Below are 24,568 nucleotides of genomic sequence, written 5' to 3'. Positions count from 1 at the left end.
GTCGAATGTTGTAGTTGATTAAAAGGCTATAAAACTGTGTACGGACCGGAGGGTACGGAAACCATCCTGAAGTACTAGTATCTATTGGATCGTAGCGGGTAACCGGAGGCTGACTATTGGTTGATTAGTGCGCGTTAGAGGGTCAGCCGTGCCCACAGCTAGTGGGGGGAATGTTCAGTGGTGTGAACGCAAAGTTAAAATATTTCGCTGCCTGTGCAACCTAAATACTTAAACGACTGTCCCTGGGTACGGTCGCGACACAATCCTCCGGGCGAACTCGATTCGCCAAATAATCTGCATTCTCCTGGGGGCGGCACCGGGCCCGGCCGCTAGTTCAGCCGTTGTAAATAAAGCTGAATCGTGTTTGCCAATCCGTAGTACAGCGCATCAGAGATCAGTGCGTGGCCGATACTCACCTCCTGGAGGTCAGGGAGTTGCCGGGCAAAAAACGCCAGGTTGTTCAGGTTGAGGTCATGCCCCGCATTAATGCCCAGACCCAGTGTAGCGGCATAGCGGCTCGCCTCGGCAAAGGGGGCAACCGCAGCCACGCGATCGCTAGCGTAGCCCTTGGCAAATGGCCCGGTGTAAAATTCTACCCGGTCGGTGCCTACCGTCCGCGCTCCATCCAGCATGGCAGCATCGGGATCTACGAAAATAGAGGTCCGGATGCCGGCAGCGCGCAGCCGTTCGATGATGGGAGTGAGCATGCCGGCCCGCCCGACGGTGTCCCAACCGTGGTCGCTAGTCAGCTGTCCCGGCTCGTCGGGCACGAGGGTCACCTGGTCGGGTTTACTGGCGAGCACAATTTGCAAAAATTCCTCCGAGGGGTAGCCCTCGATGTTCAATTCGGTGGTCACGACCTCCTTCAGGGCCGCCACATCGTCGTAGCGCGCGTGGCGCTGGTCCGGACGCGGATGAATGGTGATCCCCTGCGCGCCGAAGCGTTCGCAGTCGCGGGCCACCTGCAGCAGGTCCGGGTAGTTGGCCCCGCGGCTGTTGCGGATCAGAGCTACTTTATTCAGGTTGACGGAGAGGCGTGCGGGCATGGTGCGAAAGAGCGTTACTTAGAGTAGGCGGCAAAAGTAGGGCACGTCACCGGTACCATCCCACGCACCCGCGGCCCCGCCCTCCGGTTACTCCTCTTCCAGCTCGTCGAGGGCCTTCAGACGGTCGCCCTGGTCGGGGGTACCGGTGAGAGCCAGGGAAAGGGCCGTGTAGTCGAGGGGCTCCTGAATATTGTTGCCGATGCGTGCCAGCATGAGCTGGAAGTAGCGGTCCTCGATGTCCTCGAGTCCCTTGATCTCGTCGTGAAAACCGATGGTGTCGTCGACGGACGGGCGGAAGAGGAAGCACTTGAACAGCACCTGCCGCACCTTCTTGACCTCGGTCATGGACAGATTGGGGTAGTCCTCGCGGAGCAGCCGCAGGCACTCCTGGTCGATCTCGGCGAAGGATGCAAACGAAATATCGTCAGCCAGAAAGCCGGCGTACACGTCGATCCCCTCCCACATGATCACCGGATCCGGCATGCGAATGCCCTGTTGGGAGGCCACGCGCAGATAAAAATTGGCGATTTGCTCGGGATCGGCGCGTTCGGGGCGTGGCTGACGCTGGGCGTGCTCGCCGATGAGTCGGTACTCGGGCTCCTGCTCCCCCTCGCGGTGGCGGCGCTCGAGCAGGTCGGACTGGTCGCGCAGAAACTGGCTGAAGGCCTCATAGCCCAGCATGCCCTCGTCGAAGTCAGGCTCCTGACGAATAATGGCCGGTTTGATGCGCACCTGCTGCACCCAGTCGCTACCGTAGTAGCGGGATAGCTGATTGATGGCTACGGTCAGCAGGTTGCGGGCCCGCTCCGTAGACAGACTATGACCGCCGTCGACGGCCCCGGTGTACAGTTTACGGCACCCCAGGCGGTGGTAAAAGTGGAAATCGTCACAGCTCTGGATCCAGAAGTCGTCGGCTTCGGATTCCACACCGAGACCGATCAGCCGACTACCGTACTCGTGGACGGTCTGCCGCAACTGCCGGTACTCGCTACCGCCCCCGACGATGAGGATCTCCTCGGCGTGGTCGGGCGTACGCAGGTAGGCCAGCAGGTCGGCACTCAGCTGCCGGAACACGTACGGATTGCCCTGCTTGTTGGAGAAGATCTGACTTAGGTCGATGAAGGTATCGGAGAGTACGTCGGCGTAGTTGCCCAGGGGACGCCAGTCGGCGTACGCACGGTTGTACACCACCTGGCCGGCATCGTCGAAATAGGCCATGAGGCACTGTACGTCGACGACTTCGGGCTGGGGCACACTGGTGGGCAGGCGGGACGGCTGACCATTATTAGCGGCGGTGAGTAGGGAAGTGTGCAACTGTGCAAAATCCCAGAATATAGCTAAGCGAGCTGGCATACGAAGGAGCGATATTTACGCCGCGTATACTTACATGACTGGTGTACGGCTTCTAGCAACTGCCGTACACGATCGAACGTCTAAAAATGTGTGTGTCGGGGCATAAAGCCGGCCGACAGAATTGAGTACTGAATAATATAGTGATCCAACTAACGGGGGATCACGGCGATCAACGCAATGTGTTTTCGTTCAAAGTGTAAGCACAAATGGCAGGCTGCAAGGTACAACAGATAGTTTAACTGCGCACCCGGCTTGGTTTCAAGACCTTCTAACCCTCCGGCCCCCACGAAGTTCAAACTATGCCTAGGAGGCGACCGAGGCAACCATACGTTCGCGCATGGCTTCTTCGTACATCTTCTGCAACTTCTTACGGGCAAAGAAGATGCGCGACTTGATCGTACCCAGGGGGCTACCCAATTGCTCGGCGATCTCGTCGTACTTGTAGCCCTGGTAGGCCATCAGGAAGGGCACGCGGAAGTCGTCCGGCAGCCGGTCGACCAGCTCCTGCAGCTCGTTGAAGGTGACTTCACTCTCCCCGTCGTTGACTACGGTTTTGTTACCGCTGTTGATGTAGTAGTTGTTGGGCGTCTGATCGATGATCAGGTTGCGCCGCACCTTTTTGCGGTAGTTATTGATAAAGATATTACGCATGATGGTCACCGCCCAGGCCTTAAAATTGGTGCCGGGGTTATACTTCTCCGCATTGGTCATGATGCGTAGCGCAGTATCCTGATAGAGATCTTCCGCATCATTCATATTGCCCGTCAGCTTAAGGCTGAACGCGCGCAGGCTATTCGTGATGGTGGAGAGTAGCTCCTGGATATCTTTCTGTTGCTGTATGGTCGCGGTCATCGTTCCGTTTTTTGGGGGCCCTGTCAAATTTCTTTACAAAACTAGTCCTTGTCAGGACAGTATGCAAGCGCAACGAGGCCGATGTACGGTATATAGATGCAAGTTCTATACCAAAGGCTGTATGTAATCGACCGTTCCGTAAAAAAACTTTACACTTTTCAACCTCTTCCGTCACCGAAGTGTAAACTAGGCACACTAGCCTGCCCTGTCCCATGAACGCCAAGGATCCTGATTCACCCGCCCTTCGCAAGGATCAGCTACCCAACTACATCGCCACGAATCTGCGCATCCTTCGTCGTCAGGCCGGCTGGTCGCAGACGGAGCTCGCCGAGCGCGTCGGCCTCAACCGCGGCAATATTGCCAGCTACGAAAGCGGCTCGGCCGAGCCCAGCATCTGCAAACTGCTGCGCATCTCCAATCTGTTCGATATCACGACGCGTGACCTTACGCGGCGCGACTTTACGGACCCCACCGAGCTCGCTCTGGCCCGCAGCGCCCACCACACGCAGCGCGAGCAGGAGCAGGAAGCCCTCACTCAGTACCGCCGCCGGCATACCGAACTGGGGCAACTACTCGACTCCTCCCGCCGCCTGTTCGAACACAAGCGCGCCAGCATGGGCCAGCCCTGCAAGGAAGCCGAGCTGCTAGCCGCCCACTACCTGCAACTACAAGAACTGAGCACCCAGCTGCTGCAGGAGCACGCCCGGCTGCTGGATGAGGTGGAATGTCAGTGTAGCTAAGTCACACTGGCAGTACCTGACACAATGGCCTACTCCGAGCAACGCGCCTACCTGGAGCTGCACCTGGCGGTGTTCCTCTGGGGCTTCACGGCCATCCTGGGCGACCTGATCCAGCTCTCCGCCCTCAACCTGGTCTGGTGGCGGGTCTTTCTCACCAGCCTGAGCCTGGTGTTCTTCGTCCGCATCGGTAAGATCGTACGCGAAGTAGGCCTGCGCCGCTTTCTCCTCCTGGCCGGTATCGGCACCATCGTGGCCCTGCACTGGGTCACCTTCTACGGCTCCATCAAGCTGGCCAACGCCAGCATCGCGCTGGTCTGTATGGCCACTACCTCACTCTTCTCCAGTATCCTGGAGCCGCTGATCGTCAAGCGACCCTTCGTCTGGTACGAGCTACTGCTCGGCGTGTTTATCCTCCCCGGTATCTGGCTCATCGTGGACGGTGTGGACGCGGGGATGAACATAGGCATCCTCGTAGGACTCCTCTCCGCCGCCCTCGTCTCCGTATTCACCAGCCTGAATAAGAAGTACATCGGCAGCAGCGATCCGCTGCGCATCACCTTCATCGAGCTCGGTGCCGCTACGCTCTTTCTGGCCCCCTTCCTGTATTCCCTCGGTGGCGACAAGTTCTGGCCCAGCCCGCTCGACTGGGTATACCTGCTAGTCCTGGCCCTACTCTGTACTACCCTCACCTTCTTTCTATCCCTGCGCGCGCTCCACAAGCTATCCGCCTTCGCCTCCAACCTGACCGTCAACCTGGAACCCGTCTACGGCATCTTCCTGGCCTACTTCCTGCTCGATGATGCCCAGGAGCTCAGTCCCAACTTTTACTGGGGTACGGCCCTGATCCTCGTGGCGGTATTTGGCTATACGGCCGCCATGCGCCTACTCCGGCGGCGGCGGAGCAAGCTGCTGATTCAGCCGTAGGGCAATGGCGTAGTTCTGCTGGGCCCCTTCATTATCCGGCGCCAGCTCCAGCGCGCGGCGGAAGTATTCCAATGCGGCCCGGTTATCCCCCCCTACCCCACTGCTGATCCCCAGCAGCCGCAAGGTCTCGTACTGGTTCGGTAGCAGACTATCCGCCCGCAGCAGGTAGGCCTTCGCTTTGGCCAGATCGTTCTCCTCCTCGCCGGCCTTGCGTGCCGCGCGCTGCAGGGCCAGCACCAGGTTCTTCGTCACCGTGGTCTCCCCCACCCCGTAGCCCTGGGCCCATTCGTAGTCGGCAATTGCCGCCGTGTAGTCTTCCATCAGGAAGGCAGCATTCCCCCGTAGCAGGTAGGCATTGCCGTAGCGGGGGTGGATACGCAACGCTTCGTTCAGCCGCTCGCGTGCCGTGACGATCGTTTCCCGGGTACGTGGATCTGTCAGGTCCTGACCCTGTGCCCGGTCCAAGGCAGCTCCGGCAGCGGCGTTGAGGAGCTTGGCACTCCGCGGCTGTCGCTCCAGATCGCTGGTAAACAGTGTGTAGTTGTCCCGCCAGTCTCCGTTCCGATCTACCGTAAGCACGCCGAACAGCAGGATCACCGGCAGTAGCCCCCAGCCGAGCACCGGTCGCCGCGCAAGCAGACTCACCACCGCCAGCACCGCCCCCAGCGAAGGCATGAACAGGAAGCGCTCGCTCATGAAAGTCCCCACCGGAAACAGTACGTTACTCACCACCGACAGCGTCAGCAGGTACACCAACACCCCCAGTGCCACAAACTTAGGGCGGGAACGCAGGTGCAGTGCCGACCAGACCAGCAGTCCTACGTGCAGCAGCAGACTCAGCCAGACCCACGGATCGGCCCAGGTCTTCAGCTCTATAGCCGCCGGATAGTAATCGTGCACCAGATCAGCCGGCCAGACCAGCAGCTTCAGGTACAGCAGCAGCGTGTAGAGCACCGTCGGCTGCCGCTCCCAGAAGCCCAGCGGCTGAGGACGACCACCCACCTCCTGCAGGAACGGATTGTTCATCAGCTCCAGCGAAGGCTCACCCAGACTCCAGCCCAGCACGCTGCCGCGCAGCAGCAGGAATACAGCGGCCGCGACCAGCACGGGTACCACGTGTCGGTACCCACCACCCCGCGCCACGTAGAGTAGCAGGGGAATAACCGCGGCAAAGGTGATGGCATTCTCCTTAGCCAAACAGCCCAACAAGAAGGCCACCGCACCCGCGAACCCGCCCCACCCTACGTTCCGACGCTGCGCCCACAGCAGCAGCCAAGCAGCAGCCGCCGCGCCGAGTAAGGCCATGATCTCGTCCCGCCCCTTGATGTTGGCTACCGCCTCGGTGTGCAGTGGATGGGCCGCGAAGAGTGCCGCCGCAGCCGGCGCCACCCACCACGGCAGGGCGTGCCCCCGCAGTAGCTCCCGCAGCATACCCCACAGCACGACCACGAGTAGCGCGTACCAGAAGATGTTGAGCAGATGAGACACGAAGGGGCCCTGCGCCAATTGCTGCTCCACCGCAAACAGGGCCGGCGTGAGGGGACGGTAGCGTCCGCCGGCCACCAACGCCCCGCGCTCCTGCTCGCCAAAGAAACCGTAGAAGGTATCGTGGGTAAATAGCTCCGGCCAGCCGGCTATTCCCCGCTGCACGAGCGTATTATCAGTGATCACGATCGCGTCGTCGAGCACGAAGTCGTGCCCCAGCGTGTTGGCGTACAGCAAACAACTGAAGACGAACAGGGCCACGGCCTGGAGGCGCCCCCGACGGTACCACGGCAGATTGACGGTCATGGGCCGAAGATAGCCGGCCCGGCCGGCAACCCAATGCGGTCGCTGCCCGTTGCAGGGGTTCAAGCCCTGTACGTATATGTCTGCCCGCCCCCTGATCCTGGTTACGAATGATGATGGTATTACCGCCGGTGGCATCGCCGCCCTGGTTACCGTAGCCCGGGAGTTCGGTGACGTGCTGGTGGTGGCGCCAGATAGCCCGCAGTCCGCCCAGGGCCACGCCATCACGATCAGCGTACCGATCTTCGTCCGGGAATCCGATGCCCTGGGAGAAGATATCGAAGCGTACGAGTGCAGCGGCACCCCGGTCGACTGCGTCAAACTAGCCAAGAGCGTACTGCTCGACGGTCGAACCCCGGACCTGTGCCTTTCGGGCATCAACCACGGCAGCAACGCCGCCATCAATATCCTATACTCCGGTACCCTTTCGGCGGCCATGGAGGCCAGCCTGGAGGGCATCCCGAGCATCGGCTTCAGCTTCCTGAACTACCGGGCGGACGCTGACTTCTCGGTCTGCCTGCCCTACGTGCGCCACCTGGTCGACTTCGTGCTCGCCAACGGCATGGCCGAGGGCAGCCTTTACAACGTCAATATTCCGGACCTGCCCGCCGGACAGATAAAAGGGCTCAAGGTCTGCCGCCAGGCCGAAGCCCGCTGGGTGGAGGAATACGTGAAGGCCGAGGACCCCCGGGGGCGGCCCTACTACTGGCTGACGGGCCGCTTCGTCAATGAAGACACCCGCACCGACACCGACGCCTACGCCCTCGAGCAGGGCTACGTCTCGCTGGTCCCCAGTCTGCACGACCTGACCAACCACCGCGCGCTCACCAGCCTGCAGATCATCGAATCCGGACTGCAGCCCGAGGGGGTCACCTATACCGACGATGCGATTGAAAAGAAACAGCAGCTGGAGCAGTTCTAGCCTCCCAGTAGGTCCACGCCATAGACGTAGAACCATACGGCCGCCAGGGCCATCACGCCCACCATCAGTCCCTTCATGGCGCGGGTGCGGTAGGTGCGGCGAAAGACGTTCATGGGCAGCACGTTGAGCGAGATGGCCAGCAGGGCCAGCGTGCGCGGCTTGAAGACCACGCTGCGGCTCGCACCGGCACTGAGCCAGTCGCCCAGCTGTAGGAGGAGGGCGTAAGCGACGACGGTCACGAAGACAGATACGGCCAGACCGATCCAGAAGTGGTCATTGCGGGGGATCATAAGCTTGTTTTGCCTCGCTACAACGGCCCGGACGGCGACGGCGTTCATCGCTACGCACGGTGCCCCGGTCGATAATGCGGCGGCGGTGCTTAACTTCGACTAGCAAACTACTGTTCTTCCAGCATGCGCAAAAAATTCACCGACTACGCCAAGAAGACGCTCAAAAAATCGATCATGCCCGACGATACCACCGATAAGGACGCCCACGCAAATACCATCATCCGCAACCACGTAGTGTGGAGCATGGGAGCCAGCTACCTGGTGCCCCTGCCCGTAGCCGATATTCTTGCCGTGTCGGCGCTACAGGTAGATATGACGCGGCAGCTCTGCCGGGTGTACGGCGTCGACTTCGCCGAAACCCAGGGCAAGACCATCGTCACCTCCCTCACCACCAGCACCATGACCAAGGCCGGTGCGCGCAGCCTCATCAAGCTCATCCCCGGCATCGGTACGATCGTAGGCGGTGTAGCCACCGCCGTACTGAATGGCGCCAGCACCTACGCTATGGGCGAGGTATTCAAGAAGCACTTCAGCAGTGGCGGCACCTTTCTGGATTTCGACGTAGCCCGCCTCAAGAAGGTCTACAATGAAAAATTTGAAAAGGGCAAGGACGTAGCCAAGCAGTGGAAGCAGGAGCAGGCCGAGGACATCGTTCCACCACCACCGCCCCCAGCACCGTCGAGCTTCAATAAGATACCCGTGACGGAGCCCGGCGTCGGCGCTCCCGCAGCAAAGGTCCCCCCTCCGCCACCGGCTGCTCCTGCGGGGAAGCCCGAGGCCGTCCGCGAGGCAGAGGATAACATCCGCAAGATCCGCGAGCTCGCCGAAATGAAGGCACAGAACATCATCACCGAAGAAGAATTCGAGGCGATGAAGAAGCGCATCATCGGCTCCTAGAAGCGGGTAGGCCGCACCTCCAGTATTCGCTGCTGCTTAGCCAGGTAGAGGTTGCCAAAGGTAACGCTGGCCGTGACCGTGCCGCTGCGCTCCGTATTCGGACCGATCTGGATGCGCCGCCACTCGTTGGTGCGTTCCAGCTCGATCAGCGTGCGATTTTCCGGGAGATTCATCTCCCCGTTATTACTCGCCAGCTCGTAGGCCAGGCCCTCGCCGCCGATGGGCTCGTAGATGTAGACGTTGCTCTTGTCCGCGTTCACCCGCAGGTCGCGCATGTTCAGGTTCGGACTCAGGCGGAGCTCGCCGTACTGCGCATTGATCGTGAAGGTGCCCCCCACGTCGAGCAGGTTGATGTCGGATCTGCGGGCGTTGATCACCACATTGCCATCTATCCGCTCCCCCGTGATGTCACCGAAGCGGGTGCGGATATCCAGCATCCCCTGTACGTTATCGACTTTGATGGCCGAAAACTCCCCATTGATCCGCAGGCGGTTGCGGAGGTTAGAGATCGTAGCAGCGCCAAAGTGACTCTTCAGGTACACGGGGCACTCCTCGGGCAGCGTGATGTAATAGTGTACACTTAGTTCACTTTCAGGATTCAGCGTTTTATCCCTGCGCCGGTTGCGTAAAAAGATCTTCTTACCCGCTACTTCGGTCAGGAACTCCAGGTTTTCCAGGTCGGTCTTGGCCCGCTCCAGGCGGGGATGCCGGGCGGTAAGCACTACACGTACGCTAATCTCCTGCTTAGGCCAAGTCTCTACGAATATTTCCGCTTTCTCTCCCTCCACGGCCAGTTCGCTGCCAGCAGAGTAGGTGTAGGTATCCTCGATCGTCTTGGTGACCACCTCGCGCAGGTCCGGAGACTGGGCGCGTACGCAGGTGCAAGTGAATAGCACGAGAAGCAGTAGGTACGTGGCTTTCACCGGGGAGGAGTTAAACACGGATTGCGCGGATTTTGGGCACGGATTGGGCACGGAGTCAGCCTTACAGCTCGATGATGATACGGCGGTAGACGTCGTCGCGTTCGCGTTCGATCTCGGCCAGTTGCTGTACTACGCCGGGGTCGTCGCCGTAGGCGGTGAGCATGGATTTGACCTCTTCGCGGGCGTAGGTCAGCTCGTCCAGCTCGTGACCCAGGTTATTGAGGCGGGGCTCGTTGCGGGTACGCACTTCCTGGCGGGCGCGATCGAAGCTGGCTTCGTCATCGTCCCAGTCTGCTACTACCTCGGCAGGTTGGGCCTCCTGACTGTAGGAGTAGCTGATCACCGGTCCACGGTCCTGATTCACCAGCAGGAAGCCGGTCGTGAGGAGTAGCAGCAGCGTAGCGGCGATGGCCAGGAGCTGTCTGCCCGGCAGACGGCGCAGCCGCGACCGGGGCACGGCGTCGAGTTCCTTGCTCAGGGCGTTCCACACGGCGGGCGGCGGGGCGTAGCTGGGCAGTTGCTCCCGCAGCGGTGGGGTGAGGGCACGGGCGATGTGGTCCCAGTTGTCACCGGGGCTGTTGTAGGTGGGTAGCCGGTCCAGGGCCTCCCGCAGGCGGTCGTAGTTGTGCTCGTTCATACGTAGGCCTTGAGGTAGTCACGCAATTTCTTCTTAGCGTAGAAGAGCTGGCTCTTACTGGTCCCCACGCTGATGTTTAGTAGCTCGGCTACTTCCTTATGCTTGTATCCTTCCACTTCGATCAGGACGAAGACGGCGCGGTAGCCGTCCGGCAGTTGTTGGATGGCACGCTCCAGGTACTCCACGTCCAGCGCGGTGGTGCCCCAGTTGACTTCTTCGTCCGCATGGTGCAGCGGTAATTCTTCGTAGCGGGGCTGCCGGCGCAGGCGATTGAGGGCGGTACGTACGATGACCACCTTGATCCAGGCTCCCACCGTGCTCTCTCCCCGGAAGGTGTGCAGCTTTTGGAACACCTTCAGAAAGCCTTCCTGCAGGGCATCGTTGGCCAGGTCAAAATCACCGCAGATGCGGTAGCAGGCCGTATACATGGCCCGGTTGTAGCGGTCGTACAACTCCTTCTGGGCCCGGCGGTCGTGCCGGCGGCAGGCATCAATGAGTTCGGCTTCCGTCATCCGGGCGGGGGTATTGCGTAGGAGCTGCGGCCGGTCCGGCGGGGAGGTGGCTAGCTTGCGTATCATAGGGTAAGGCTCTGCTATAGGGAGCCCGGATTACCCAGGGAGGTTGGTCGGGTAGTGCTTAAACTACGGCTAAAAGCGGTAGGCTACCGATCCGATCCACCGCTTGGGCGACTGATCGATGTCGATCTCCGTCCCCCGGAAGGTGAACGTTTCGCCATACTTGGCGAAGTTGCCGTCGTAGCGCACATCGAAGGTGAGCGGACCGATATCGATGGACCCACCCAGTGCGTAGCCCATATTGAAGGACTCGAAGGTGCGCTCAATGCCGGCGTCATCCCGTAGGTCGTCGGTGCTCGACACGAAGAAGTGCCCTACCGGACCGGCCTGCAGGCGCAGAAAGGCCAGCTTGTAGCTCAGCAGTACGGGTACGTTGACGTCGTTGTACCGCTCGTCGAACACCTCCGAGATCTGCTCATCGGGGTCCTCCAGCGTGAAGGTATTTTTGGCGCTGTTCAGCGTCACTTCGGGCTGCAGCGTCAGGTTGGGCGTGAGGGGAATGCGCAGCAGGGCCCCGAACTGGAAGCCGTAATCCGCTTCTTCGAGGGCAACACGCAAATCCTGCCGCCCCTCCCGGCTCAGGCTGAAACTTTCCCCCTCCAGGGAACTGGTGGCCAGCCCCGCCTTCAGGCCGAATTCGATCTGAGCGAAACTGCTGAGGCTGCACAGCAGCAGGGGGAGGAGAAATACGAATTTGTAGTTCATGTGTCAGGTAGCTTGGTCAACGCTATAGCGTCTAAACTAGGGTCTAGCGTGCACGAAGGGTGTTAAGACTTACCTAATCTATGTCCGCGGCCGGTCAGACGTTACAGTCTGGCGCAGCTAAGCGCGGAACCAAACCCCCAATCCAGCCCCGTACGCGTCCGTGACTACGCGCTGCAGGTCCTCCCCCTCCGGCCCCTGCACCTGCGTACCCGCCCGCTTGGCGATCTTGACGGTCAACTCCTGCCCGCGGTACGATCTGCGGAAGGCCAGCACGTCGTCGCCCTCCTGCACGGGAGTATAGTCCGCCTTCGCAAAAAAGTCAGCATGTTGCCGGCGCAGCTGCAGAAGCAGTCGCAGCAGCTGGGCCTTGCGGGCTGGATCGTAGGTATCCTTCGGTCCGTCCCGGAGCCAGCGCCGCCGCTTGGCGTAGTCTACCGGGCGGCGGTTGTCGGGGTCCACGAAGCTCAAGTCCCAGCTTTCGGTGCCCTGGTAGATGTCGGGGTTGCCGGGACAGAGACACTTCAGGATGAGCTGGGCAAAACTATTGTGACGGCTCTGCGGCCAGATATCCCGCAGCAGCTGCTCCAGTGCCGTGCGTAGATCGTCGTGGTCCAGCAACTGATCGGCCAGGTGGTTGAGGCTCTGCTCGTAGGCTACGTTGGGGTCGGCCCAGTCGCTCATCTCCTTCCCCTCACGCAGGGCTTTTTCCAGGTAGGTGTGCAGGCGGTCGCGCAGACCAGCCTCTTCGGGCGATTTATGCAGGGGGTAGGCGGCAACCATGCTCTGCAGCACCAGGTACACGCCGCGGGCCCGCACCGCGCCGGTATCGAGGGTCCGCATGACCAGCTCCACGAAGTCTTTCCACGCCTCGGGGTAAAAGGTCAGCGCCTGGAGGAAGGCCCGACCGTCTTCGCCCCGCTTCGTATCGTGGGTGGCCGTAGCGTTCATCGTCGTGCTGGGCCGCTCGGCGATGAACTGATGAAAGTCGCGCACCAGCACCCGGTCGGCGGGATCGGCGGAGCTGCCCACTTCATTGAGGTGGGCTTCGCGCCAGAATTGGTAGAAGGTGGTGTCCTCGACCCCCTTAGCCATAAGCGGACCACTCAGCTGCTGGGTGCGCTGCAGGTACTCCAGCGCATCGCCGGAAAACTCCTGGTGGGCCAACCAGTTGACCCAGCTCAGCACACCCCGCCCCTGGCCGGGGGCGTACTCTGTAACGGCCGTTGCGGCCTCCATACACACGGCCAGCTCGTGGTCGGTTAGCGGTCCGCCCGTAGGATAAATGCGGTATACCGGGAAGGCCGCCAGCCAGTGCGCCAGAGTCTCGCGGAAGCCGCCGCGCAGTTCGTCCGGCAGCAGGGGGTCCCAGCGACGCACCAGGTTATCCAACTCGCCGCTGAAGTGCTCGCGCACCAGCATCAGCTTGTTGCGGAACACCAGGGCGGCGTAGTCCGGCAGCGGCTCGTGGGTAAGTTGCTCGTATAAGCTGCTGAAGGCGTTGCTGCTGGCCTCGTTGGTCAGTAGGCGGTTCACTTCGGCCAGGAAGTCGTAGCCCGTGGTGCCCTGCACCGGCCAGTCGGCGGGTAGCCGCTCGCCGGGCTCGAGGATCTTTTCTACGTACACCTGCACATCGGGGCCGACAGATTCGCGCAGCCGCTGCAGGTAGCCCGTAGGGTCGAGCAGTCCATCCACATGATCTACCCGCAGGTGGTGAATGTGGCCGGCCTTCACGTCGGCGAAGGTGCGCTCGTGGAGGTCTTCATACACCTCCCGGTCCTCGGTGCGCATCCCGATCAGTTCGTTGACCGTAAAGAAGCGGCGGTAGTTGATGTAGTCGTTGACGGTCTGCCAGTGTACGGGCGCTACGTGGGTGGGCTGCTCGGCAGGGGCGTCGCGATCTGCATCCGGTCCTTCCCAGTAGGAGTCGTACACCCGCACGCCGTGTTTGTAAGCCTCCAGCTGCCCCTGCTCGCGCACGCGTTCCGGGCTGTCTCCGAGTACCGGTAGCATCATCCGGCCCGGTAGCCGGGGGTGCTCCCAGTCGATATCGAAGTGATCGGCGTATACCCCGGCGCGGCCGTCCTGGACCACGGTCTTGAACCAGGCGTTTTCCGGTCGCAGCGCCATGTGATTGGGTACGATGTCCTGCATATACTGCATGCCCCGCTGGTGGAGCTGTACGTGCAGCATCCCCCAGTCCTCCTCCGTGGTCACTTCGGGATTGAGGATACTGGCGTCGATCACGTCGTAGCCGTGGGTACTTCCCGGCGTGGCGGCGAGCACCGGACTACCGTATACCGTATCGATGCCCAGCTCCTGCAGGTAGTCTAGCTGCTCGATCAGCTGCCGTACGGTAAAGCCGGCGTGAAATTGAATGCGGTAGGTCGTCATTGGGTTAGGGCAAAGCCCCAGGCGGGTAGCCGGAGCAGGTGATTATCCAGGGTGGCACCGTTAGACTCTAGCAGCAGCTCGCCGTCCACCTCCACGGTCAGTTCGCTAGCTCCGAAGTTGGCGCAGGCAGTATAGGGGCTGCCGCTGATCGCCCAGGTGAGCAAATTGTCTTTCCGGTCCACCGATATATCCGCAAAGGAATAGTCGCGGGGGGCGGCGGCGCGCAGGTGCAGGGCCCGTCGGTAAAAACTGGCGATGCGCTCGTCTTCCTCCCAGCTCAGCTTGGCCGACTGAAAGGTACGCTCGGCCTGCGGATCGGGCACCGTGTGGCCCGGTTGTTGGAAGGCGGCAAACTCCGCTGCCCGCCCCTTGCGGACCGCTTCGATCAGGGGAGCATCGCCGTGGTGCACGAAGTAGGGAAAGGGATTGCGCTCACCATACTCTTCGCCCATAAAAATCATGGGGGTGAAGGGGGAAAGCAGGTAGGTAGCCGCACCCAGCAGGTACTTGTCCACCCCGACCGTATCGAGCAGGCGGTCGCCCACCATGCGGTTACCCACCTGGTCATGGTTCTGCAGAAAGACGACGAACTGACTGGGCTGCAGTCCGGCCGCCTGCGGTGAAGCACCGAAGTTGCGCTGTCGCTGGGCGGAGTACTGCCCGGTGTAGAGGTAGCCGTCGCGCAGCGCCTTGGCGAGCTGATCCAGGGTACCGAAGTCTTCATAGTAGCCGCGCCGCTCGTCCGTGAGCACGACGTGCAGGGCATGGTGAAACTCGTCCACCCACTGTCCGCTCATACCGTAGCCCCCTTCGCTGCGGGGCCGCAGGTAGCGGGGTGCGTTCAGGTCTACCTCGGCGAGCAGGATGAGCTCACGCCCGTCACGCGTACCGATCTCATCGGCCACCTCGCGGACCGATTCCAGGAAATGCTCGGCGGAGTAATCCTTGATGGCGTGTACCGCATCCAGGCGAAGACCGTCCGCACCGTAGTCATCGAGCCAGAGGCGCACGTTCTGTAGCCAGTAATTGCGCACGCCGTCGGCCTGCCGGTCGTCAAAGTTGATCGCCGGTCCCCAGGGGGTATGGTGCTGATCGGTGAATACGGGAAAGAATTTGGGCAGGTAGTTGCCCTCCGGCCCCAGGTGGTTGTAGATGACATCGACCAGCACCGCAATGCCGCGTTCGTGGGCGGAGGCGATGAAGTGGCGTAGATCCGCCGGCCGGCCGTAAGCGCGCTGCAGGGCAAAGGGGAGCACACCGTCGTAGCCCCAGTTGCGCTCGCCCGGCGTCTGGTTGAGGGGCATCAGCTCGATAGTGTTCACGCCTAGGTCGCGTAGGTAGCCGAGTTTATCGGTAGCGGCACGTAGCGTACCCTCTGGGGTAAAGGTGCCCAGGTGCAGCTCGTACAGTACGGCCCCCTCGAGGGTGCGGCCCTTCCAGGTCTGGTCGGTTCGGGGCTCGCTGTCCACTACTTCGCTGCGGCCGTGCACGCCGTCGGGTTGGTAGCGGCTGACGGGGTCGGGGTACAGCTTGCGGCGCGAGCCGTTGCGGTAGTAGCCGTAGCGGGTACCGGCGGGTGCCTGGACCGGAGCGGAAATCAGGTAGCCGTGCCCTTCCTCCTGCATGGGGTGGATGGTGGTGGCCTCTCCCTGCGACAGGGCGAGCTCCAACTGCTTTACCGCGGGTGCCCAGAGCCGGAACTGGCGTAGCCCGTCGGCGTCCGGCGCGAGCGGACCGAGGGGGAGGTAGGGAAAGGTATTCATATTAGCGATTTTGCAGGCGGTACGCCGCACGCAGCAATCGCTTTGTGAGGGGGGAAAGAAGCCGCTGCTGCGCCCGGTCCCGGGCGGGCTTCTGGTTGATGCGGCTGCCTACGGGGTAGGCATAGATCTTGTTGGTCAGGGTGCTGTACTTCGCATCCATCATGTTTAGTAGTAGCAGCTCCTGGATCATCTCCCCCGCCCCGGGTGCAGCCATGCAGCCTCCCAATAGTTTGGCACTGCCGAAGCGCGGCTTAGACAGGTAGAGGATCAGGACGCCGTCCCGGTAATCAGCCGCTACGGCCCGGTCGTCGTGGTCAAAGGATTGTACGACTTTCTCGTACGCCATCCCCCGCTCCCGCAGCTGCTGCTCCGTAAAGCCGAAGGTAGCGATCTCCGGGTCAGTAAAGGTCACCCAACTGAAGTGCTTCAGGGAATGCTTGCGGTCTACGGGACTCAGCAAATTCGTCCATAAGTCCGTATTGTGCTTCTCCGCCCCGTGGCTGAACATCTCGTGGCCGTAGGCATCGCCTACCGTGTAGATGGCGGGATTAGTGGTACGATAGTATTCGTCGACAACGATCTTGCCCTGCTTGGTGGCTACCCCGGCTAGTTCCAGTCCCAAACTGGTGGTGCGTACCTCCCGACCGACGGCCACGATGAGGTGGGTGAAGGAGATCGTGCCGTCCACCAATCCATCACTGACCAGCGTAGCGGTATGGGCATCCGTAAACCGTAGGACTTCCGTTTCGTGCCGTATGCTGACCCCCTCATCGCGCAGGTGTTGCTCCAGCACGGCAGCGGCTTCGGGAGGGTCCTGATTGAGCAGCCGTTCCCCGCGGTTCAGTAGCGTGACCTGACTACCGAGCCGCTGAAAGGCCTGGGCCATCTCGCAGGAGTTGGGTCCGCCGCCCACGATCAGCAGGCGTTCGGGTAGTTCGTGCAGCTCGCTGAACACCAACTCGTTATCGTACTGCTTCACCTGCTCGACTCCGGGCGTGCCGAGGTGGCGGGGCTTGGAGCCGGTAGCCAGAATGATGCGGGGGGCCGACAGCTTCTTGCCCCCTACGGTCACCTCGCGGCGGCCGGTGAGCATGGCCTCGCCGATCAGGCAGTCGAGTCCGTATTCCTTCTGCAGGTAGGCGGGAGTTTCGTGCTCGCGAATGATGTCCTGCTGCTGGTGTACGTAGTCCATGACCCGGCCGAAGTCGGCTTTCCCCTCCGTACGCAGCCCGAACTGCGTCGCCTGCCGCGCGCCGGCAAACTGGGCGGCTACGTGAAGCAGCGCCTTACTCGGTACGCAGCCGAAGTTCAGGCAGTCGCCTCCGAAGTGTTCCTCCGTTCTATCGATCAGGGCGACCCGAAGCCCGATCGCTCCGCCGAATCCAGCGGCTCCGAGTCCACCGGAGCCGGCGCCGATGACGATGAGGTCGTGTGTGTAGTTTGGCATAGCTGGTCAATGAGTGGAAGTCGTAAAAGTTTCCCTGTGGAAGTGGCGACTAGCCGGGGATTGAATCACGATGGTGTTTCCTCGATGACCAGTTTCAGTTCCTGCAACTTCATCATGCACTCGATGGGCGTCATCGAGTTGATGTTTACCATATCGAGCAATTCGCGTAGACGTCCGGCGGTGGGGTCTACGGTCTCGAAAATGCTCAGCTGGAGTGCATCGGTGGAGAGACTCGCAGTAGCGGCGGGGCGGGTAGCCGGGGCAGTCAGGGGCAGATCGTTCGCGGCAGCTAGCTCCGCGGGATCACCCTGCTCCGTGATGTGCTGGGCTTCGAGCTGGGTAAGGATATCGCCGGCGCGCGCTACGATACTGGTAGGCATACCGGCCATACGCGCCACGTGGATACCGAAACTGTGCTGACTGCCACCGGCAATGAGCTTACGCAGGAAGATGATGCGGTTGCCGTGCTCCTTGATGGCAATGGAATAGTTGTGAATTCTAGGTAGGCTTTCGGCCAACTCATTCAGCTCGTGGTAATGAGTGGCGAACAGCGTCTTAGGCCGTGCCCGTCCGTTATTGTGCAGGTACTCGGCGATGGCCCAGGCGATGGAGATGCCGTCGAAGGTGCTGGTGCCCCGACCGATCTCATCGAGCAGGATGAGACTGCGATCGGTGATATTGTTCATGATCGAGGCCGTCTCGTTCATCTCCACCATGAAGGTCGATTCTCCACTACTTATATTGTCACTGGCCCCGACGCGGGTGAATACCCGATCGACAATTCCGATCCGCGCCCGCTCGGCCGGTACGAAGCTGCCCATTTGGGCGAGCAGACAGATCAGGGCCGTCTGCCGCAGCAGGGCCGATTTACCCGCCATGTTCGGCCCCGTGATCATGATGATCTGCTGCCCGTCGGGATCGAGCTGCACGTCGTTGGGTACATACTGTTCCCCCACCTCGAGCTGCTGCTCGATCACCGGATGGCGGCCCTGCACGATATCGATGTCCTGCGACTCATCCATCTCGGGTTCGGTGTAGCGCTGGCGGTTGGCCACCTTAGCGAAACCGAGCAAGCAGTCGATACGGGCTAGCAGACCGGCATTGCGCTGTACCGGCGCGATGTAGTCCTGTAGCCACAGGACGAGGTCTTCGTACAGCTGCTCCTCCCGCTGGAGGATCTTATCCTCAGCGTTGAGAATTTTATCTTCCAGCAGCTTTAGTTCCTCGGTGATGTAGCGCTCGGCGCTGGTGAGGGTCTGCTTGCGCGTCCACCCCGGGGGCACCTGCTGCTTATACTTGTTGGTGACCTCCAGGTAGTAGCCGAATACGTTATTGAAGCCGATCTTCAGGCTACTGATCCCCGTGCGTTCTACCTCCCGTTGCTGGATCGCGGCCAGGCGGTTCTTACTATTCTTGGTGATATCGCGCAGCTCGTCCAGCTCCGCATCGAAGCCATCGGCGATCACCCCGCCCTTCGCGAGATTTACGGCCGGTTCGTCGCGGATCCGGCGACCTATTTCGCTGCATACATCCGGCAGCGGGTCGAGCTGCTCGGCCAGTTGCCGTAGGGTATTACTGGGACTGTCCATTAAGCGCGCACGGATGGGGCCCATCGCGCAGAGCGCATCGCTGAGCGCGCGTATCTCGCGGGGGTTCACCTTACCCAGTGGCACCTTGGAGATCAGGCGTTCGACGTCGCCAATCTGCTGGAGTGAGGCGTGTAGGTCCTGCAGCAGGGGGGCGGAGTCGACGAAGGTGCGTACAGCCTCGTGCCGGGCCTCGATCTGCGCTTTATCCTTGAGGGGCAGTACTACCCACTTACGGAGCAACCGTCCGCCCATGGGGGTCACGGTCCTGTCCAGAATATCGATGAGGGATACGCCGTGGTCATGGGGACTATACAGTAGCTCCAGGTTGCGGATCGTGAAGCGGTCCAGCCAGACGTAGCGATCATTGGCCAGCCGACTGATGCGCGTAATGTGCTTCAGGTTGCGGTTCTCGGTAGTTTCGAGGTAGTGCAGGGCAACGCCGGCCGCGATACGGGCTACGCGCAGCTCCTCTACGCCGAAACCCTTCAGGCTAGCGGCCTTAAACTGCTTGAGTAGCTTTTCGTCGGTGTAGTCGGTCGTGAAGACCCACTCATCCTGGGTCGTCAGGTAAAAGCGATCGCCGAATACCCGCTCGAACTCCTGTCGCTTGTCCTTGCTCAGTAGCACCTCCTTGGGCTGGAAGCTCTGCAGTAGCTTATCGATGTAGTCGACCGCCCCCTCGGCCACCAGAAACTCACCGGTACTCAGATCGAGCAGACTGAGTCCGCAGGCATCCTTCTTGCCCCTGCCGAAGGCTACGCAGGCCAGGAAGTTGTTCGACTTGTACTCCAGCAACTGGTCGTCTACTGCCAGACCTGGTGTGACGATCTCAGTGACGCCGCGCCGTACGATCTTCTTTTCCTTCGAAGGCTTCTCGAGTTGCTCGCAGATCGCCACCCGGTAGCCGGCCCGAACGAGGCGGGGCAGGTAGGTATCTACGCTGTGGTAGGGAAAGCCTGCCAGCTCCACGTCGCTGCCGCCGTTGTTCCGGCTGGTGAGTGTGATACCTAGCACCTGTGCGGCCTTCACGGCATCCTCCCCGAAGGTCTCGTAAAAGTCGCCCACCCGGTACAGCAGCAGGGCCTCGGGATACTTGGCCTTGATCTTGTTGTACTGCGCCATGAGGGGCGTCACCTTCTTAGACTTGCTATTTGCCACGGGAGTAGGAACGGATTGAGGAACGAAGGTAGGTAACGGCGCATGCCTCAGCCCACTGATCGGTAGATGCGGACCGGCTCGCGGACCTCCGTACGCAACTGCTGTCCGGCATCCGGTCGGTTGAGGATCGCGCAGCCCACCGCGCAGGACGTACACCGCCGCTGATCACAGTAGGTGTGCTTCATCTCCAGTAAGGCCTGTGACTCGCCGGCGGAGGTAGCCGACCAGCCCAGCGCGCGCCACTTCGTGATAACTGCATTGGACTCCGGCGGCAGTGCCTCCAGCACCTCCAGGGCGCGGTCGCGGTAGCGGTCGTCGTTGCGCAGGCCACCGTAGGTGAAGTAGGCCGGGGCTACCGCATTAATGAGAATGGACCGCACCGTCGATGCCCCCAGCCGCCGCTCGCTGGTCTCGGCTTCAGCACCGAAGCGGTAGTGGGTACGCCAGTAGTTGCTCAGACTGACGACAAACATCTGCCGCAGCTCTCCGACATCAGCCGCGGCCAGTGCCTTGCCGAACAGTTGTCCGCTGCGGTGGTACAGGCAGGCGAGCTGTGCGATGCGCAGGGTCGGAAAGTTATTGGGCCGCATGCGCAGAAAGCGCCAGGCGGTAGCGGGAAGGGGGCGCAGTTCGTGCTTCACCCGGAGCAGCTCGTACTCCTGCCGCAGGCGGGTGTGGTAGGGGTCTTCACCGGCTTCCCGCTTGGGCAGCAGACCGGATTGACCAAACAGCAAGGCCTCCAGTTGCAGCAGACTGTGTTTGTGCCGCAGCAGCACCCGCAGCGGCACGGACCGGGCCAGCATCTCCATAGCCTGGGCATTGACCTTCCCACCCATGGCGCGGGCTACACCGTGGTAGAAGGCCTCCTCCCAATCGCGTTGGGTGGCTTCAAGCCGTTGGGCGAAGTCCGTAGCCCGCCGGCCGAGGCGCTCGACCAGCATGCGCTGCAACCAGATCGCCCGCAGGGGATCGGCTACCGTATCGAGTTGGGACTGACAGGGCACCCAGTCGGATTGGTGCATCAACCGCCAGTAGGTGGTGCGGATACCGGCCGGAATGCGGTCGCGCAGCTCCAGGCAGGGGATCCGGCTGCCGTCGCGGCGGTATACTATGGTGTCCTCCTCCAGTACGACGTGCAGGATCACCCCGTCGTAGGCCGGGTCGGTTTCGTGGCCGTGGGTGTACCACTCGCTACTGCGAAGGTGCATCTCCACCTTGCCGGCCCACTGCAGACCGCCGATGCGCAGTCGAGCGGCGCCGAAGTCCGGACCGGCGTCGGTATTGTGGGTGCCGAATTGTTGAATGGTGAGGGCCTCGCCCTCGGTGGTGCGCAGCTGCCGCAAATCAAAACGGGCCAGCCGCCACAGGTAGTGGAGGAAATCTTCTCGCATGGTGTGGGTGTCTCTAAGTAGTTAATCAAACAAAACGTTCGCAATTAACTACCTTTTCGACAAACACACAACTTTTTGTTTATATTTACTTCCGTTCCAGCCGGGAAAAGCGGTAGGCGAGCTCGTTCTTCGCGTCGGGCCGGTGGGCCTCGCTCCAGATTTCCTGCCATTCCGCGGGCGGCAGGGTCGGAAAGAAGGCATCGCCGTCGGGGATGTCCGTTGCGACGATGGTCCGAAATACGGTAGTGACCATCGGCAAGCTCGCGCGGTACACATCGCCTCCACCGATGATGAAGGATTCGTCCGCCTCGGTGACCGAGGGGTGGCCCAGGGCCTCGCGCAGGCTGTGTACCACCACCACACCGGAGGCGGTGAAGAAGGGGTCGCGGGTCAGTACGATGTTGGTTCGCTTGGGTAGGGGCCTGCCGATGCTGCGAAAGGTCTTGCGCCCCATGATGACGGGGTGGCCCAGGGTGGTCCGCTTGAAGAACTGTAGATCGGCCGGCAGGTACCAGGGGATCTCGCCGTCCTTACCGATGGTATGCTGGCGATCGGTGGCTACTATAGCGGAGAGTTTCATGGGCCGAAAGTACTGCTTCCGCTATTTCTTCGCACCTGCGGCCGCGGCGGCTTTTCCGTGGGTGTCGTCAGCTGGTCCACACTATATTTGCAACAAATTATTTTAACTTCGGCGTGACCCGACCCAGCCCAGCTCCATCCCTGACCAGTAGCGGTACCGTGTACGCGGACGTGATCCTGCCCCTTTCCCTGGCACAGACCTATACCTACAGTGTGCCGGAAGAATACGTGGGCCAGCTCCAGGAGGGGCAACGCGTAGAGGTACAGTTCAGCAAGAACAAGCATTACGCCGGTATCATCCGGCGGTTGCACGGCAAGGCACCGGGCTTTAAGACCAAGCCGATCCTGAGTGTGATCGACGTGGAGCCGCTGCTGACCGCACGGCAACTGAAGCTCTGGGACTGGCTGGCCGAGTACTACGGCTGTACCCTCGGTGAGGTGATGACCGCCGGCCTTCCGAGTCACCTCAAGATGGCTAGCGAGACCATCATCACGCTCGGTCCGCTGTTCAGCGACGAGGTGACGGAGCTCTCGGAAGACGAATACCTGGTGGTGGAGGCCCTCACCCTCCAGGCGGAGCTGAGTCTGAAGGACATCCGTGATATCCTGCAGCGCAAGACCGTGTATCCAGTGATCCGGAACTTACTCGACCGCCACGTCGTGTTTCCGAAGGAAGAGTTCACGGACCGGTATAAGGCACTGTCCGTCAAGTGCGTACGCTTTGGCCCTGACTTTCAGACCGAGGCACAGCAGGCTAGCGCCTTCGACCTAGTGAGCCGATCGGAGCGGCAGACCGCCGTGCTGCTGGAGTACGTACAGTACCACCGCACGCAGCCCTACGTACGGCGCACCGACCTCTGTAAACGCACCGGAGCGTCCACTGGGGATCTGCGGGCCATGGTCAAGAAGGGCATCTTCGAGTTTTACGACCGGGAGGTCAGTCGTCTGAGTACGGACGGTGAGGCCGCCGCCGACGTCAAACCCTTGAGCGCGCAGCAGGAGCGCGCCCTGGCGGAGATTCGTCAGCACCAGGCGGATGGCAAACCCACGCTACTGCATGGCGTGACGAGCAGTGGCAAAACGCGGGTGTACGTAGAGTTGATGCAGGAGGCTATCGCTGCCGGCAAGCAGGTGCTATACTTGCTGCCAGAGATCGCGCTGACCGGCCAGATCATCAAGCGGCTCCAGCACGTGCTGGGCGATAAGATCATGGTCTACCACAGCCGCCTTAACGATATGGAGCGAGTGGAGATCTGGAAGGCGGTACAGACGGGCAAGACGTCGGTGGTCGGTCCGCGATCGGCTCTTTTCCTCCCCTTCACTACCCTGGACCTGGTGGTGGTCGACGAAGAGCACGACCCCTCCTACAAGCAGCACGATCCGAACCCGCGGTACAACGGGCGCGATGTGGCCATGTACCTGGCCCAGCAGCACGGCGCCAGCGCGATCCTCGGCAGTGCTACGCCGAGTCTGGAAAGCTGGGAGAACGCCCGCTCCGGCAAGTACGGTCTGGTCACCATGACCGAGCGGCACGGCGGCACGGCCCTGCCCGAGATCGTCATCGCCAACAGCCGGGAAACCAACGAGAAGGGCATCCACCACCCCTTCTTCACCCCTACCCTGCTCACCGCCCTGCGGGAAACCCTGGAGCGCGGCGAGCAGGCCATCCTGTTTCAGAACCGACGGGGCTTTGCGCCGGTCTACTTTTGTCCCACCTGCGAGTACACCGTAGAGTGCGTCAACTGCGACGTCAGCCTCACCTACCATAAATACCAGCACCGGCTGCGCTGCCACTGCTGCGGCTACGTAGCTACCCCGCCCGAGCTCTGCCCGGCCTGCGGCGAACCCCAGATGAAACTCAGCGGTACGGGAACGGAAAAGATCGAGGATGAACTGAAGATCTTCCTGCCCGAGGCGCGCGTAGCGCGAATGGACCTGGATACCACCCGCGGCAAGAATGCCCTGGGCAAGCTGCTCGATCAGTTCGAAGTGGGTGAACTCGATATTTTGGTAGGCACGCAGATGGTCACCAAGGGGCTGGACTTCGAGCGGGTGGGGCTGGTGGGGGTCATCAGCGCGGATCAGCTGCTGCGCTTTCCCGACTTCCGGGCCGACGAGCGGGCCTTCCAGCTCATGACGCAGGTGGCCGGACGGGCCGGGCGCCGGGGCCGGCGCGGACAGGTCATTATTCAGGCGCACGAGGGCAGTCACCCAGTGATCACGGACGTAGTCAGCGGGGACTACGCCAACTTCATCGAGCGGGAGGCCGGCAACCGGCAGCAGCACGCCTTTCCACCCTACCGGCGCATGATCCGGCTGCAACTGCGGCACACCAAACGGGCTACCGCGGAGGATGCGGCCAGGCTGCTGGCTAAGTGGCTGGCGCACAGTCTGGGCGATCAGTTAGAGGGGCCCTTCGAGCCCAGCGTGGCCCGCCTGCGGACGTATTATCTGCAGGATATGGTGGTGCGCTTCCCCCCGGCGGCTACCCAGATGAAGCGGGTCAAGACACTCATTCAGCGCTGTATCGACAAGCTGGCGCAGACCAAGGGGATGTCTGGCGTGCGGGTGGTCGTAGACGTGGATCCGTACTAGGTC

The 24,568-nt window shown here is 61.4% G+C and carries 20 protein-coding genes; 5 read left to right on the top strand and 15 right to left on the bottom strand.

Annotation, left to right across the window (positions count from 1 at the left end):
* Nucleotides 1-329: 329 nt before the first annotated feature.
* The 3 genes from MJQ68_RS13540 to MJQ68_RS13530 form a co-directional block, all read right to left on the bottom strand.
* Nucleotides 330-1,046, bottom strand: coding sequence for a pyridoxine 5'-phosphate synthase (locus MJQ68_RS13540; protein WP_238751667.1), 717 nt, complete (start codon nt 1,044-1,046; stop codon nt 330-332).
* A gap of 87 nt (nt 1,047-1,133) precedes the next feature.
* The gene (locus MJQ68_RS13535; protein ID WP_238751665.1) at nt 1,134-2,399 is read right to left on the bottom strand and encodes an NYN domain-containing protein; all 1,266 of its coding nucleotides are present in this window, start codon (nt 2,397-2,399) and stop codon (nt 1,134-1,136) included.
* A 303-nt stretch (nt 2,400-2,702) separates the two neighbouring features.
* Entirely contained in the window at nt 2,703-3,251 is a 549-nt protein-coding gene (locus tag MJQ68_RS13530; protein WP_238751664.1) for an RNA polymerase sigma factor, read from the bottom strand.
* A 212-nt stretch (nt 3,252-3,463) separates the two neighbouring features.
* On the opposite strand from MJQ68_RS13530, the gene MJQ68_RS13525 reads away from it, so the two are divergent.
* Complete coding sequence (locus tag MJQ68_RS13525; RefSeq protein WP_238751662.1) at nt 3,464-3,991, top strand: helix-turn-helix domain-containing protein; 528 nt, start codon at nt 3,464-3,466, stop codon at nt 3,989-3,991.
* Between the two features lie 24 nt (nt 3,992-4,015).
* The gene (locus MJQ68_RS13520) at nt 4,016-4,915 is read left to right on the top strand and encodes a DMT family transporter (RefSeq protein WP_238751661.1); all 900 of its coding nucleotides are present in this window, start codon (nt 4,016-4,018) and stop codon (nt 4,913-4,915) included.
* Here the strand turns inward: MJQ68_RS13520 and MJQ68_RS13515 are convergent.
* Nucleotides 4,874-6,706 carry a tetratricopeptide repeat protein gene (locus tag MJQ68_RS13515; protein ID WP_238751660.1) on the bottom strand — a complete coding sequence of 611 codons (1,833 nt, stop codon included), beginning with the start codon at nt 6,704-6,706 and terminating at the stop codon, nt 4,874-4,876. The two genes, MJQ68_RS13520 and MJQ68_RS13515, sit on opposite strands and share 42 nt — an antisense overlap.
* A 76-nt stretch (nt 6,707-6,782) precedes the next feature.
* Here MJQ68_RS13515 and surE point away from each other — a divergent pair, with 76 nt between their 5' ends.
* Nucleotides 6,783-7,625, top strand: coding sequence for a 5'/3'-nucleotidase SurE (gene surE, locus MJQ68_RS13510; RefSeq protein ID WP_238751659.1), 843 nt, complete (start codon nt 6,783-6,785; stop codon nt 7,623-7,625).
* Here the strand turns inward: surE and MJQ68_RS13505 are convergent.
* Nucleotides 7,622-7,915, bottom strand: coding sequence for a hypothetical protein (locus MJQ68_RS13505; protein WP_238751657.1), 294 nt, complete (start codon nt 7,913-7,915; stop codon nt 7,622-7,624). The genes surE and MJQ68_RS13505 overlap by 4 nt on opposite strands.
* Nucleotides 7,916-8,038: 123 nt before the next feature.
* On the opposite strand from MJQ68_RS13505, the gene MJQ68_RS13500 reads away from it, so the two are divergent.
* A complete protein-coding gene (locus MJQ68_RS13500; RefSeq protein ID WP_238751656.1) occupies nt 8,039-8,812 on the top strand; it encodes a DUF697 domain-containing protein in 774 nt (257 codons plus the stop codon).
* On the opposite strand, the gene MJQ68_RS13495 is transcribed toward MJQ68_RS13500, so the two are convergent.
* From MJQ68_RS13495 to MJQ68_RS13450, 10 genes are all read right to left on the bottom strand, one after another.
* Complete coding sequence (locus tag MJQ68_RS13495; protein ID WP_238751654.1) at nt 8,809-9,735, bottom strand: DUF4097 family beta strand repeat-containing protein; 927 nt, start codon at nt 9,733-9,735, stop codon at nt 8,809-8,811. The two genes, MJQ68_RS13500 and MJQ68_RS13495, sit on opposite strands and share 4 nt — an antisense overlap.
* A gap of 61 nt (nt 9,736-9,796) precedes the next feature.
* Nucleotides 9,797-10,372 carry a hypothetical protein gene (locus MJQ68_RS13490; protein WP_238751653.1) on the bottom strand — a complete coding sequence of 192 codons (576 nt, stop codon included), beginning with the start codon at nt 10,370-10,372 and terminating at the stop codon, nt 9,797-9,799.
* Nucleotides 10,369-10,950 (bottom strand): RNA polymerase sigma factor, encoded by a 582-nt coding sequence (locus MJQ68_RS13485; RefSeq protein WP_238751652.1) that lies wholly within the window; start codon nt 10,948-10,950, stop codon nt 10,369-10,371. The genes MJQ68_RS13490 and MJQ68_RS13485 overlap by 4 nt, the downstream gene beginning before the upstream one ends.
* A 69-nt stretch (nt 10,951-11,019) precedes the next feature.
* Entirely contained in the window at nt 11,020-11,652 is a 633-nt protein-coding gene (locus MJQ68_RS13480; RefSeq protein ID WP_238751651.1) for an outer membrane beta-barrel protein, read from the bottom strand.
* A 117-nt stretch (nt 11,653-11,769) separates the two neighbouring features.
* Nucleotides 11,770-14,043, bottom strand: a complete 2,274-nt coding sequence (treY, locus tag MJQ68_RS13475; protein WP_238751650.1) for a malto-oligosyltrehalose synthase — start codon at nt 14,041-14,043, stop codon at nt 11,770-11,772.
* Nucleotides 14,040-15,806 carry a malto-oligosyltrehalose trehalohydrolase gene (gene treZ / locus MJQ68_RS13470; protein ID WP_238751649.1) on the bottom strand — a complete coding sequence of 589 codons (1,767 nt, stop codon included), beginning with the start codon at nt 15,804-15,806 and terminating at the stop codon, nt 14,040-14,042. Before treZ ends, treY begins: the two co-directional genes overlap by 4 nt.
* A 1-nt stretch (nt 15,807) precedes the next feature.
* Complete coding sequence (locus tag MJQ68_RS13465) at nt 15,808-17,253, bottom strand: dihydrolipoyl dehydrogenase family protein (protein ID WP_238751648.1); 1,446 nt, start codon at nt 17,251-17,253, stop codon at nt 15,808-15,810.
* Between the two features lie 65 nt (nt 17,254-17,318).
* On the bottom strand, nt 17,319-19,964 hold the full coding sequence (gene mutS, locus MJQ68_RS13460) for a DNA mismatch repair protein MutS (protein ID WP_406613001.1): 2,646 nt from the start codon (nt 19,962-19,964) through the stop codon (nt 17,319-17,321).
* An 83-nt stretch (nt 19,965-20,047) separates the two neighbouring features.
* Nucleotides 20,048-21,391: a DUF2851 family protein gene (locus MJQ68_RS13455; protein WP_238751646.1), complete on the bottom strand. Its 1,344-nt coding sequence runs from the start codon at nt 21,389-21,391 to the stop codon at nt 20,048-20,050.
* A gap of 85 nt (nt 21,392-21,476) precedes the next feature.
* Nucleotides 21,477-21,971: a dihydrofolate reductase gene (locus MJQ68_RS13450; RefSeq protein WP_238751645.1), complete on the bottom strand. Its 495-nt coding sequence runs from the start codon at nt 21,969-21,971 to the stop codon at nt 21,477-21,479.
* Nucleotides 21,972-22,084: 113 nt separating this feature from the next.
* Between MJQ68_RS13450 and priA the strand changes: the two genes are divergently transcribed.
* The gene (priA, locus tag MJQ68_RS13445; protein ID WP_238751644.1) at nt 22,085-24,565 is read left to right on the top strand and encodes a replication restart helicase PriA; all 2,481 of its coding nucleotides are present in this window, start codon (nt 22,085-22,087) and stop codon (nt 24,563-24,565) included.
* Nucleotides 24,566-24,568 lie beyond the last annotated feature (3 nt).

The sequence above is a fragment of the Neolewinella maritima genome, assembly GCF_923081025.1.
Lineage (GTDB): Bacteria > Bacteroidota > Bacteroidia > Chitinophagales > Saprospiraceae > Neolewinella > Neolewinella maritima.
This window is presented reverse-complemented; position numbering and strand designations above follow the sequence as displayed.